The sequence below is a fragment of the Labilibaculum antarcticum genome (assembly GCF_002356295.1).
Lineage (GTDB): Bacteria > Bacteroidota > Bacteroidia > Bacteroidales > Marinifilaceae > Labilibaculum > Labilibaculum antarcticum.
The window spans coordinates 3,239,134-3,252,969 of sequence record NZ_AP018042.1; the positions used below are offsets into that span (position 1 = coordinate 3,239,134).

Consider the following 13,836-nt stretch of genomic DNA (forward strand, 5'->3'; position numbering starts at 1 on the left):
AAAATAACTCGTAATGAATTTTTTTAAACATTTAATTAATCGGATAAAACCTTTTTTTTCAAAGAAAGAATCAAAAATTGATTCTGAAGTGAGAGAAGAAAAGGCAATAATAAAGAATCCTGATATTGGACTAAATAGAGGGAAAAGCACTTCTGAAAATGATGTTTTGGGAGTGTCAGATGTTATTAATGAAATCGATTTTAATAATGAAGGTGAAATAAATCAACCAACACTGAAAGCTCTTAATCGAATTCTGAAATTTAATACAAATCAGTTATTTCGAATTCTTAGCACGGTTACGCAGTTTCAACTTAATAAGCAGTCAACCTTATATAATAATAGGAAACAAATTAATATAGAGGAACTTAATGGTTCTCCCTGCATTCTTATTGCAGATGAGTTTCATAAAGGGATTGATAGAATAAAACTTCCTGAGGCAAATACTTTAGATTTTCTTAATAACAATCGTGAATTTCGAAGAATTCAGGAAATAGCTTATGATGAAGAAAAAAAGCATTCTGCAGTAAGACTCAAAATCTTTTTATCCTCAGGAATGCTTGCAACAGAAGACAGAAGGATTGAAGAACAAAAGGAAGAGGAGAGATTAAGGCAAGAGAAAATATTGAATGAAAAGGTTGATGGCTTATTGTCCAAAGCAAGAGAATTTGCTTCCAATAAAGATTATAAAAGTGCTCTTTACAAAATTAGTGAAGCTAGAACATTAATAACTTCTCGAGAGGGGGATTGTGATTTGTTGTTTCAAAAAATTAATGGTGAGAAAAGTTATTGGGAAAAGAAGCAAAGAAAATTCACCATGCATTTTAATATGGGAGATGATCATCTGGCTCGTGAAGAGTGGGACGATGCTATTGAATGTTTTCAATCTGCAAAAAAATATTGCTCAGTGCCAAATGTTATTAAGGATAGGATAAAGACGTGCAGAGTTAATAAAGAAGAACAACAACGAAAAGTTAAAGAGGAAGAGGAAAAAAGAAGACAAGAAGCCCTTCGAAAAGAATTGATTAAAAGACAAGAAGAGAGAAGACTTCAGCTTATTCAGGAACAGAAAGAACTGTATGCGGCAGAGCAAAGACGAAAAGAACAACAACTTATAGAGGAAGCTAAAAAATACAAATCAGAGAAAGAGGAAATACTTCAATCCTTAAAACAAAAAGGATTTTATCAACTTTATCATTTCACCGACAGTAGAAATATACCAATGATTAAAGCACATGGAGGACTTTATTCATGGAAGGCTTGTGAAGAATTAAAAATTAATATCCCCAACCCGGGAGGTGGATCACTTTCCCGAAAATTAGATAGAAAATATGGACTTGAAGATTATGTGCGATTTTCTTTTCATAAGGAAAATCCAATGCTGTTTATAGCTCATCAGGATGGAAGAATCATTAAAGAAGAATGGCTAAATGTAGATCTTGAAGTTGCAACTTTAAGAGAGACCAAATATTCAGACATGAATGCAACTAAAACAGGACATCAAGTTGGAGATAATCTTAAATTTCTAGAGAATAATATCCGTTTTAATTTATTGAAGAAGAGGAAGCTTTATGAAATAGAAGAATCACAAAAACCATATTATCAGGCAGAAGTAATGGTAAAACGTCACGTTCCTTTAAAATACATTAAGAATTTATAAATAAGAAGAAAATGGGAAACAACCTTGAAGTGGTAATATTAATTGCAATAATATTATTACAACTTTACGCATTGTATGAAGTCATTAAAAGGAGTCATAGTTTAAAATATCTTTTTCCTAGTGTGTCCAATTTGAAAATTGTTAATAGACTAGTTTCATTAGAAAATACAGCTGATATTGATATAGAAAAAATTGTAAAGGATGGAAGTGAGTTTTCTGCTAATACAGTTAAAATCGATTTAATTTCTTATGCCGGAGCGACAAAGTGTTCAATCGGATTTCAAAAAATTTTAAACTCAACAAATCTTTATTTGTTAAAAAATAAAGGGAATGCGGCTGATTTTAGAATTCTAAAAGAAGTTGCAGAAAATGAGATAGAAAAAGCAGACTCAGGAATTCAGACAATCTTAAATGTTCCTCTTTATTTGGGACTGGCAGGTACTTTTACAGGGATCATAATTGGAGTTTTGGGAATTGGGTTTGAAGAGGTGCAAGCCTTAAATGGCACTGATACGATGCTGATGGTAAGTACCGAAGGAATCAAACAATTACTATCTAATGTGGGAGTTGCTATGGGAACAAGTGCTTTGGGACTTGTTTTGACATTAGTTAATAATATAATTCTATACAGAAAAGCCACAATTAAAAATGAAGATGGTCGAACCAGTTATTTTGAATTTCTTCAACGTGAATTGCTCCCGTTGTTATCAAGGGACATGGCGGATAGTTTAAATACATTAAAATCAAGTTTAGATGTTTTTAATATAAAGTTCAGCGCGAATTTAGACGGCTATCGCGATAACCTGGGTTTAATAAATGATAATTTAGGCAAACAAAAACAGTTTTTAGATGCGGTTCAAGAGGTTGGATTAGTACAGTTATCGAATGCTATTGTGAGCACATTCGAGAAAGTTAATTCTGCGAGTAATGACTTTGATAGTTTTAGAGGGTATCAGGAAAGTTTAAATACCGTTGTTGCATCATCTGTTGGTTTATTAGACAATTACAACAAAACAATTGGGGAATTTGAAGAGTTTAATCACAATTTGAACCTTGTATCTTCTCATATCAATGAATCTTCAGAATTTTACAATCAATTTAAAAAATTCCTTGAATCTCACTTTTCTGAAGTTGAGGTGAGAAGAGATGTATTTACAAATAGTCTTGAGATGATTGATGGGGCTTTTGCTAAAAAGATTGAAGAGTTTTCAAAGCACTCCATGGATGAATTTGGAAATTACAACAAATATTGGCGTGAGTCAGTTGATATATTGAACAAGGATATTGTGGATGTCTATTCGAGACTTAAAACCTTTCTAGAAGCTGAAACACAAGGAATAAAGCAGTACGTTTCACTGGAGCAAGAAAATTTGTCTATCATTCTTCAGGAAAACAAACAATTTTTTAAAGATTTTAGATATGTTGAGCAAATTTTTCAGTTAATGAAGTCTTCCTCAAAAGAGAATGTTGATTATCATGATGATGTCAGAGAGGAATTGAGAAGAATATCGACAATGTTGGGAGGCGAAGCCGGTTTAGCTGAAGTAAACACAAATTTAGTTGAAATAAGAAAGTCTCTTGAGAGATTGAGTGTTACAGTATTACAATAATTAAGAAGAGACAATGGCAAAGAAAAAAGAAGACTCTTTTTGGGTGAGTTATTCAGACATGATGACAAGCCTGTTTTTTGTAATGTTGGTTTTATTCGTGTTGGTATTCTCATACATGCGCTACCAGCATCAGCAATTACAAATTCAATTAGAAGAGTACAAAAAAATTGAAGAACTCAAAAAAGCACTTCATAATCTGGAAGGAGAATATTTTAGATACGACAAAGAAAATAAGAGACATGAATTGATTGTCCCAATCAAATTTAGTTCAGGAAATCCTGAGATACCTAATGATCCTGAACTTAGAGCAAATTTATTGCAAGCAGGACGTCACTTAAAATCGGTACTTCAAAGTGTTAAAATAGAAGATGATGTTAAATATTTACTGATCATTGAAGGAATGGCTGCCAGATATTTACCATATTCAGATAAAAGGAATCATGATTTGGGAAATATCGATGAAACCTATGCATTAAGTTATAACCGTGCAAAATCCTTATTCTACTTCTGGAAAAAGAATGGTATTACTTTCGATGAAGATATCGTAGAGATTCAATTAGCTGGTAGCGGATGGTTTGGTACTGGGAGATTTATGAATAGTGATGAAGGCAAAAATAAACGATTTTTAATTCAAATCATCCCAAAAATTGGTGAAATAGAAAGACATTAACATGCTTGATTTAAAAGACAGATACGAAGCAAGTATACTTCTTAGTGCAATTGGTGATGCACTGGGTTGGATGACTGAATTCGTGAGAACTCCACAAGATCTGGAGACAAGGTTCAATACAAATCGGATAGATAAATATTATCAATGGAACAAACCTGTTGGTGGTCGTTTCCATGGATACATTGATAAAGTAAATGCAGGTGATTATTCTGACGACACACAACTATTGCTGGCAGTAGCTAGAAGTATTACAAAACAGGGTAATGTAGATCAGAATCAGTTCGCAAAAATTGAATTTCCTCAATGGTTACTCTATGCAAGAGGTGCAGGAAGAACAATCAAGAATGCGGCTAGAAAGATTCAACGTAAATCCGCTGATTGGAACAACAATTTCTTCTCTTTTAAAATTAAAGAACAACTTGTTGACTATCGGGAATGTGGTGCCAATGGTGCAGCAATGAGAATTCTGCCGATCGTTTTGGCCAACCATTCGAACTGGGATAAAATTAAGAAAGAGGTTTTTGCAAATAGTATTATATCGCACGGACATCCAAGAGCTATTCTTGGGGCACTCTTGTACGCGTATTTAATCGACCAATTTTTAGGTGTAGATAAGACAGCGTTTAGCCCAAAGGAATTCATAGTTGGATTAGGAAAGGAGTTTGAAAAGAATTTCATACTTGATTTCATGGAACAGGATGAGTTTAAATCCTGGCTCAATAAATGGAATGAAAATCAGGATAAGGAATTTAAAACTGTTTATCAAGAGGTGCTTAAAGAGACACTTGTTTATTTAAGAATTCTCTACAAAGGGTTGGAAAATGACGATGTTCCACTAGATGTTTTGAAAAAGTTGGGTTGTTTAGCTCCCCAGACAAAAGGTTCGGGAACTTCAACTGTTTTGGGTGGTTTGTATTTATCCCTGCGTTTCTTTTCTAAACCGACAGATGGAATATTAGAAGCCGTAAATACAATTGGATCGGATACGGATAGTGTTGCTGCTTTTACTGGAGGTTTACTTGGTGCGATATACGGATCTTCAATTATTCCAGAGGAATGGAGAAAGGTGCAAGATGCCAATTACTTGGAGCGAATAGCAGATGATTTGTACCAAATTCATTGTGGAACATCAACGAAAGAGGTCGAAGTTAATCTCTTAATAAGTAGCGAGTCCATCGATAAAATAGAATCCTCCAAATATAAAAAAGGAAATAGAGTCCATTTTACATCTCTGGGCTTAGGAGAAATTACTAATGTTGATTTCCAAAAACCGCTAACAAAAGGAAAGTTCAACCTAATTCTCTCTGTTACTTTTGATTTAGGCCAGACGTGCATTTTTCATGCCCTTTTAAATGGGGAGGTGCCAGAAACAAAGGTTGAACCAAATGATAGAGACCTTATTTCCGAAATTAGAGAACTTTCAGAATTGAATTTGGATACTGATTTAAAAACCAAAGTTTATCATTACTTAGGAGATGTACCAGACGAAAGAGTATTGGGAATAATTAAAGATATTTTGCAGAAAGCATTTGATGTAAAGAAGTGAGTTAAATCAGTTCCTTAACAGTAAAATGCCAAAATATTACTTCTAAATTAGTCCTTTCAATTCAAGGAAATCGTGAATTGATTGAAGAGAATCATAGAAAACAAAGAATCAGACAGATAAGATGACGAACGTTAAAGAATCAGCAAATTTTATATGGTCTATTGCCGACCTTTTAAGAGGAGATTACAAGCAGAGTGATTACGGAAAGGTGATTTTACCCTTTACTATACTAAGGAGATTGGATTGTGTGTTGGAGAAATCGAAAGCTGATGTTCTAAAAAAGAGTGAACAGGTAAAGACCATGAATATACAGAATCTCGACCCAATTTTAAACAAGGTGGCGGGATACAATTTTCACAACAGCAGCTTATTCGATTTCGATAAACTAATTGCCGACCCAAACAACATAGCTTCCAACCTGCGAAATTATATCAATGGCTTTTCCGAAGATGCTCGTGAGATTATTGAGCAATTTGACTTCGATAACCAAATCACCAAGTTGGAAGATGCCAATTTGTTGTTTATGGTCTTAAAACGATTCCAGGAGATTGATTTGCATCCTGAAAGGATTTCAAGTTTAGAGATGGGTTACATGTTTGAGGAACTCATTCGGAAATTTGCCGAGATATCTAACGAAACCGCAGGGGAGCACTTTACTCCTCGTGAGGTTATTCGTTTGATGGTGAACCTGCTTTTCATGAACGATCGTGAAATTCTAACACAAAAAGGAATTGTAAAAACAATTTTTGACTGTTGTGCAGGTACTGGAGGAATGCTTTCAGTTGCCGAAGAATATCTGAACGAATTAAATCCTGATGCCCGCTTAGAGGTGTTTGGGCAGGAATTAAACCCTGAATCTTATGCCATCTGTAAATCGGATATGCTGATTAAGGGGCAAAACCCATCCAATATTGCTAAAGGCAATAGCCTGAAAAATATCGATGGAGCAAAACAAAAAGCCGATCAGTTCATCAACCATAAATTCGATTACCTGATTACAAACCCGCCCTTTGGTGTAAAATGGGAAAAAGTAGCCTCCGAAGTGGTATCAGAGCATGAATCCCTTGGGCATGGCGGCAGATTTGGAGCAGGCTTGCCATCAAAAAGCGATGGCTCATTCCTGTTTTTAATGAGCTTGATATCCAAGATGAAACCAGAAGGATCTCGTTTGGCGATTGTGTTTAATGGCTCTCCCCTTTTTTCGGGTTCACCTTCATCAAAGAAGAACGAGAGTTCCATTCGTCAATGGATCATCGAAAATGATTTGTTGGAATCCATTATAGCACTTCCCAACCAATTGTTCTATAACACGGGTATCAGTACTTACATTTGGTTGCTGAACAACAAAAAAGCAAATGAGCGAAAAGGCAAGGTGCAGTTGATTAATGCGGAGAGTTTCTTTAAGAAAATGAGCAAATCATTGGGAAACAAACGCAACGAGCTTAGCGAACAACACATTGTAGATATCACCAAAATATATGGTGACTTTACCGAAAATGACTACTGCAAAATATTCGACAATACCGATTTTGGATACTCTAAGGTTGTTGTGGAAAGGCCACTAGTTGAGAATGGCAAAACCGTATGCAATAAAAATGGAGAACCTAAAGCTGATGCCAAATTGCGCGACAGTGAAAACATTCCTTTAAAAGAAGACATCAATAAATACATGCAGCGTGAAGTACTGCCACATGTACCCGACGCTTGGATAGATGAAAGCAAAACCAAAGTGGGATACGAGATCAACTTCACCAAATACTTCTACCAATACCAAAAGCTGAGAAGCTTGGACGAAATTCGTGCAGATATATTGGCATTGGAATCAAAAGTGCTAATTAAAGAAGTAATGAATTAGACATGAGCAAATCTAGAAATCAAAAAACTATAATGATAAAATACCTTTCAAAAGAGAAGGTATTTATTTGCCGTGATGCAATTAATTCAGATTACACAAATTCAAATTTAGAAACTTATTTTCTAACAGTCGGTTATACTATAGGAACTCCAGATCAGGATATTTACATTCAACAATGTGATGTTATTATATACTCGTGTCCAACGTATGGCTCAACTGGGATCGATATATATTCAGGGCAGGCCCGAATGAGTTCAAAATACATTTGCAATCATAACACCAATGATCTTGAAGGCATTTCCTTGAAATTTGAAGAAGTATTAAATAATACATTAAAAGAGAAAGAAGTGGATGTTGAAATATTAAGTTCGGATAAAACAATTTTCAGTAAGGTGAAACAATATCTTAGGAGAGCATAATGAAGAAATACGAGAATTACAAGGATTCAGGTATTAAGTGGATTGGAGAGATTCCTGAGCATTGGAAGGTTATGAAGATGAAGTTTGTTGCAAACTTGAAGAGTGGAAGTAATATAACATCTGAACAAATTAATGACAACGGAAAATATCCTGTATATGGTGGCAATGGTTTACGTGGTTATTACCACAAATATACAAATGATGGTGATTCCGTTTTAATTGGACGTCAAGGTGCATTATGTGGTAACATTAAATTTGTATCCGATAAATTTTGGGCTTCAGAACACGCTGTTGTAGTTTATTTATTTGAAAAAAATCATTGGGTATGGTTTGGGAAATTATTAGAAGTAATGAATCTTAATCAGTATTCACAATCGGCTGCTCAACCAGGTTTATCGGTAAATGAGATTGTTAATTTATCAATACCTGTACCAATACTGGAAGAACAATCCCAAATCGCTAACTACCTCGACCACAAATGCACACAAATAGATGAGCTCATCAGTAAAAAGTTGAGTTTAATTGAATTATTAAAAGAGGAGCGCACCGCTGTCATCAATCAGGCAGTTACCAAAGGAATAGATCCAAGTGTGCCTATGCAGAATTCTGGTATCGAATGGATTGGAGAAACTCCAGCACATTGGGAGGTGAAAAAGTTGAAGTATATTTTAAATACAACTAAAGGTTTTGCCTTTAAGGCTGAGATGTTTAAAGATGAAGGCATTCCTATAATTAAGGCAAGTGATATTAAGAATAAGTCAGTTCGAGAGAATGTTACACATTATTTGGACGAATCTAATGCTCATAAATTTAAGTCTGTTAAACTATTTGAAGGAGACATATTAATAAGTACTGTGGGAAGCACCCCAGATGTTATAAATTCGGCAGTAGGACAAATAGGGCGAGTTCCTTTAGAACTAAATGGAGCTTTTTTAAATCAAAATACAGTGAGGCTTGAAATATCAGATTTTTCAAAAATAACAGGAGATTATCTTTTTTTTCTAATTCAAAATGATAATTATCGTAGGTATCTTGACTTACATGCTCATGGAACTGCAAATCAGGCGAGCTTAAAATTAGTAGATATCTTAAGATTTGATGCAGTCATTCCAACACTAGATGAGCAAGTTGAAATTGTCGATTTCATCCGAAGAGAAGAAAACCGAATAGTTACATTGGGTAAGAAAATCAACAAAGAAATTACCCTTATGAAAGAATACAAAACTACATTAATCTCAGAAGTGGTAACGGGTAAGGTCGATGTGAGAGATGAAATAATTAATTAGATATGGAAGCATTAGTTGGTAGGCTTAGAACCTTAATAGATACCTGTTGGGATAGCTTCTCAGCCAAAGTTGGAGGTGAATTAATCACCATCAACAAGGAAGCATCCATGCAATTGCAGTTTGCGTACATTTTGAAAAATTCTATTGATCTCATTATTTATCATCAGGATGAAACCCTTGAGATAGAGTTGGAAACAGGGATTCCAATTAATGGCAGAATGCGCGAGTGTGATATTGTAATGCAGATTACAAAGGGAACACAGAAAGCTTATCTGCCCATCGAAATGAAATGTTATAAAGAGTTAGCTTCGAGTGGAGGTAAACGGGGTGCTACTGATATCTTTTTTAAGGATGTATATGTCGATTTGGAGTTACTGGAATCATATGCAAAGAATGAAAGTTACATACAGGGCATACAATTGGTAATGACCGATTTTGAACGTATCCCATTTCCTAAAGTACGAAAAGGTAAATTTTGGGATTACGATATTTCAGATACCAAATCGATTACTGATGGCATTCATCTAATGACTCCAATTGGTGGATTTGAAGTTGATATCAAGCTACAAGGGAGTTATGAATTTAAATGGACGACGTCTGGGACTTATTACTTTTTAAAACTGGAGAATATGAAATGAAATAGTTGTTGGTTTTATCCAAACTGCAACTTTTTAATCTAAAAAATATAAAACAATGAGTGCAGAACAAATTCTAAACGAAATTAACGAGTGTATTTACAATGCGGACTTGGATGGGGTAGAGGATAATATTGATATCCTGACCGAACTACTCCCTGATGAAGAAGCTAGTAAGGAATTGTCGATGCTTTTATTTCAGAATTACACAAGCTTTAAAGCTGGTTCGTTGGCAAAAATGATGGAGGTGATCATTCGGAAACGCCCCCAATTGGCATTATTAAAGCACCCCGAGAACTTTTTGTTTCGTGTAGCAATTATTAAGGGTTCTTTCGAATTGTACGAATGCTATATCGAAGAAGCAGTTGAGCCATTCCTGGCAAATCAAGATGCTGATGAGCAAGAAATATATTATGGAGATTTAATGAGTATCACTGAATCTTTAACAGAAGCTTTTTTCCCTCAGTACGAGACCTGTAAAAAAGGTTTGCACTACAATGGTGCTTTTGCTACAGCAGAGGATAATCCCAATGTTTTGCTAATTAATCGCGATAATTATGAGGTGATGGAAGAGGTCATGGAAAAATACAATACCATCATCGGTCGTCGAGATATCATTCAGGATCTTAATAAAAGAGCTGGTTTAATAGAATAGTTGGAAGAAGAAATAAACACGAAAACAATGTGTGAAGATCAAGATACCATTTCAGTTGGTACAGCCTCGTTCAAGTCAATTCTTTCGTTATGTAGCGAGAATACGATGGAAATTCCAGAATACCAACGTCCTTATGTTTGGAGTCAGGAGAAGGTTGATGAACTACTAGGGGATATAAAGGATTTTTATTACGATGATCAAATGGTAAAAAGAGGCGCTAACTCAAATTACTATATGGGAGCCCTTCTCTTGCATCAGAAAGAGGACAAGCGTTTACAGATAATAGATGGACAACAAAGAATAACCACACTCTTACTTCTTGATCATGCACTAAATGCTGATGAGAGTGTCTTGAGTCAAGCCAATGGAAATTTAAAGCTAAATTTTGATTCTCCTTTATCGAAAAAGAATATTCTGTCCAATTATGCTTTTGTTCAGAGTGATAAGAGCTTCTTAAAAACAGAGGACTATAAAAACCTATTAGATCATTTAGTTTTTACCATCATTATTAGCACTTCCGAAGATGATGCTTTTACATTCTTTGAGACTCAAAATAACCGTGGGGTAAAATTAAGTCCAGTTGATTATCTGAAATCTTACCATCTGCGTGAATTAAAATCAGATGAGGACAAGCAAAAAGTATTTGCTAAACAATGGGATAAGGACAATCAAAATCAATTTCTGAATTTACTTTTCACAAAATTTGTTTGGCGTGCTCGTAAATGGAGAGGGAAAAATTTGTTCTATGAGAATCAGGATTTTATTCTAAATGAGTTTCAGAAACAAACGCATTCTGCAAATGGCTCTGTTCAGCTTTTCCCCAATCGAATTAATAGCCTAGCGAATTCATTGAGCTATTCGGTAGAGAGTGGTATGGCAGTACATACTTCGCCTATTTCCATTCAAACCAGCGCTGAAAATTATCCTTTTTCAATTCGTCAGCCCATAGAAAAAGGACTTGCTTTTTTTCTGTTCACACAGAAATATGCAGCTGTCTATAAATACATATTCGAGCAAGAACATTTGCATGATAAGGAACTGAATGAAGCTCTTTGTTTTTACCGAGAAGTGTATTACAGGCATTCAGTATACCTCAAAGAGTTATTCAAGCTTTGTTTGGTGATGTACTACGATAAATTCGGATCACAACAGATTAATGATTTTGCTCTATGGTTAGATTACTTATTAGGTTCTTATCGGATACATCAGAAAAGTATAGTTGCTCAAACCCCAATCAAAATGTTGAGAGACGATATGTCTGAAAATTTATTGGATGTAATCGATAGAGCTTATTTACCACAAGAGGTATTTACATTCTTAAAGAACGTGACTGACCACTGGAAATATAGAGAGTTAAATTTTAAGAGTGAGTATGGGGTACAGGCGCAATACAAAAATCAGCTACTCGCTTATTACAAGCCAGATGATCAGGATAAAGATTTGTCGAACAAATTAAAATGGATAAATGATTTTATCACAAATAGAAAATAAACCGTTGGATATAAAATCGGAATTAGTAACGCTTCAATCTTATACGGAGAGGAACTCATTTTTTAACATCCCAATTTATCAACGTTTGTATGTTTGGAACGAGGTGCAAATCAATACTTTATTGTGGGATTTGCACAATGCTATAAATGAGAAGTCATACTACTTAGGTGGTATCATGCTCTCGAAAAATACTGATAATTACGATTTAATTGATGGACAGCAGCGTTTTACAACCTTATGGCTGATTGGTTATGTGTTAAAAAATGCACTAAGTGATTTTCTCTATTTTATAGAGAATAAAGAAAAGAGAGGGCGAATTACTTTCTCCATTAGGGATTTTGCCAATGAATATTTCCAAAACCCAAGTCAACAAGTATTTTCAGATAAAGATGCAGAGCAGGAACTACAACCAGTAACCGAAGCATTAAAAACAATTACACGCTTTTTCGAAGAGAATAATATTTCTGAAGAGGAAAAAGAGAAACTTTCTGAATTCATCTTTAAAAAAGTGCAACTTATAGCAACCACAATTCCGCCCTCTACAGATGAGAATCGTCTTTTTGAGGTAATGAATAATCGTGGAGTTCAATTGCAACATCATGAAATATTGAAAGGCGAACTACTGAATGAAATTAAATTCGATGAAGATTATTTTGTGTATGCAAAACTATGGGAAGCATGCTCCCTTATGGATGAGTATATTGAAAAGAACATCAAGGAAGTAGCTGGGTTAAGTTGGAAGGAGCTAACCTTTTCTTCAGACGAGGAAGAAAGAGAAGTTGGCTTACCAACTGATATTAAAAGTATAATTAGAACAAAGTTATCTTCGAAGAATCGGAATGATGCAGATCGTTCCAGCTTGTTGAAAATTCTTACAGAGAACAAGTGGGAAGAGCCCGATGAAAACGAAGAAGATTATGGATATGATTCAGGACAGATAAGAAGTATAATTTCTTTTCCCATGTTTCTACTTCATTGTTTGAGAGTATTTCTTTTTAAAAAACAGAAAGAAGGATTTAAAGTCAATAACATTGAAATTAAGGAGAAGAAAATGCTTCAAATATTCCACGAAAGCTTTTTTCAATTTATTAAATCGAGTGGAATACCGCGAGCGGAATTAGTAAAGGAGTTTTTGGATTTACTTTGGCTTGCGAGAGTTCAATTCGACAAGCAGGTTATTAAGTGGGTGCAAAACGAGGATACCGAACGTCATTCCATTAAGCGCCTATATCTAAATAAGGATGCTCTTCAGAGAAGAGAATTAGATACAAACGAAGGCTTCGCTCTCTTGCAAAGCATGTTGTATCATTCTCAACAAATTGTAACTCACTATTGGTTAACTCCTTTTCTTTACCATTTAACCCAAAATAATGGAACAAAGGCGAATTATAATTATTTGAGAAAGCTTGATAACGCGATGTTTTGCTCTAATATTCAAGGTGATCTTCGTGAAAGAAGTTGGGAGCTAATAGGAAAAGACTTGAATAATATAGAGTATGATATTAATGTCTTGGATAAGCATAAAGGTACGGGCTATTGGAGTTACTGGTTTTACAAACTGGATTTTATTCTTTGGTATTATAGAACTAATTTTTTATTGTTTGAAGGATTTTTGGATCAACAAGATCAATGGAATGAATATCGAATGACTGCTAAAAATTCAGTAGAACACATTTCACCTCAAAATCCTAAGGACTACGATGACAATCTAGTTTGGAATGAAAAAGATTCTGTAGAAAATAAGAATAGGAAAATAAATGATTTTGGAAACCTGGTATTATTGGCGAAGAACATTAATTCAGAATATTCAAATAAAATTTTCACAGTCAAAAAAAGTGAATTCGAAGCTAAATCTAAGAGTAAGAGAATTGATTCTTTAAAATCAGCATTAATTTTTGAACATAGAATTTGGAGTTGGGAGAAATGTCAGGCTCATAGAGAAAAAATGAAAGATTTATTCAATAAGTATTTATTGGAAACAAGATCATCAAACAATAACTTAAACTAGTAAC

Annotated in this window: 11 protein-coding genes; all 11 read left to right on the top strand. The window is 34.5% G+C overall.

The features are described from left to right. The first annotated feature begins 13 nt into the window (after nt 1–13). The 11 genes from ALGA_RS12770 to ALGA_RS12820 all read left to right on the top strand — a co-directional run bounded on the left by ALGA_RS12770 (nt 14) and on the right by ALGA_RS12820 (nt 13,832). Nucleotides 14–1,657 carry a DarT ssDNA thymidine ADP-ribosyltransferase family protein gene (locus ALGA_RS12770; protein ID WP_096429665.1) on the top strand — a complete coding sequence of 548 codons (1,644 nt, stop codon included), beginning with the start codon at nt 14–16 and terminating at the stop codon, nt 1,655–1,657. Between the two features lie 11 nt (nt 1,658–1,668). Further along, nucleotides 1,669–3,267 (top strand): hypothetical protein, encoded by a 1,599-nt coding sequence (locus ALGA_RS12775; RefSeq protein ID WP_096429666.1) that lies wholly within the window; start codon nt 1,669–1,671, stop codon nt 3,265–3,267. A 13-nt stretch (nt 3,268–3,280) separates the two neighbouring features. Next, nucleotides 3,281–3,937 carry a hypothetical protein gene (locus tag ALGA_RS12780; protein WP_096429667.1) on the top strand — a complete coding sequence of 219 codons (657 nt, stop codon included), beginning with the start codon at nt 3,281–3,283 and terminating at the stop codon, nt 3,935–3,937. Nucleotide 3,938: 1 nt separating this feature from the next. Next, nucleotides 3,939–5,483 carry an ADP-ribosylglycohydrolase family protein gene (locus tag ALGA_RS12785; protein ID WP_096429668.1) on the top strand — a complete coding sequence of 515 codons (1,545 nt, stop codon included), beginning with the start codon at nt 3,939–3,941 and terminating at the stop codon, nt 5,481–5,483. Nucleotides 5,484–5,604: 121 nt separating this feature from the next. After that, the gene (locus tag ALGA_RS12790; RefSeq protein WP_096429669.1) at nt 5,605–7,338 is read left to right on the top strand and encodes a type I restriction-modification system subunit M; all 1,734 of its coding nucleotides are present in this window, start codon (nt 5,605–5,607) and stop codon (nt 7,336–7,338) included. 32 nt (nt 7,339–7,370) lie between these two features. Further along, entirely contained in the window at nt 7,371–7,757 is a 387-nt protein-coding gene (locus ALGA_RS12795; protein ID WP_145957625.1) for a hypothetical protein, read from the top strand. Further along, on the top strand, nt 7,757–9,043 hold the full coding sequence (locus ALGA_RS12800; RefSeq protein ID WP_096429671.1) for a restriction endonuclease subunit S: 1,287 nt from the start codon (nt 7,757–7,759) through the stop codon (nt 9,041–9,043). Before ALGA_RS12795 ends, ALGA_RS12800 begins: the two co-directional genes overlap by 1 nt. Nucleotides 9,044–9,045: 2 nt before the next feature. Beyond that, the gene (locus ALGA_RS12805) at nt 9,046–9,681 is read left to right on the top strand and encodes a hypothetical protein (protein ID WP_096429672.1); all 636 of its coding nucleotides are present in this window, start codon (nt 9,046–9,048) and stop codon (nt 9,679–9,681) included. Nucleotides 9,682–9,736: 55 nt separating this feature from the next. Continuing rightward, nucleotides 9,737–10,333: a hypothetical protein gene (locus ALGA_RS12810; RefSeq protein WP_096429673.1), complete on the top strand. Its 597-nt coding sequence runs from the start codon at nt 9,737–9,739 to the stop codon at nt 10,331–10,333. Nucleotides 10,334–10,360: 27 nt separating this feature from the next. Further along, a complete protein-coding gene (locus ALGA_RS12815; protein WP_096429674.1) occupies nt 10,361–11,824 on the top strand; it encodes a DUF262 domain-containing protein in 1,464 nt (487 codons plus the stop codon). Beyond that, nucleotides 11,799–13,832: a DUF262 domain-containing protein gene (locus tag ALGA_RS12820; RefSeq protein ID WP_096429675.1), complete on the top strand. Its 2,034-nt coding sequence runs from the start codon at nt 11,799–11,801 to the stop codon at nt 13,830–13,832. The genes ALGA_RS12815 and ALGA_RS12820 overlap by 26 nt, the downstream gene beginning before the upstream one ends. Nucleotides 13,833–13,836: the final 4 nt, after the last annotated feature.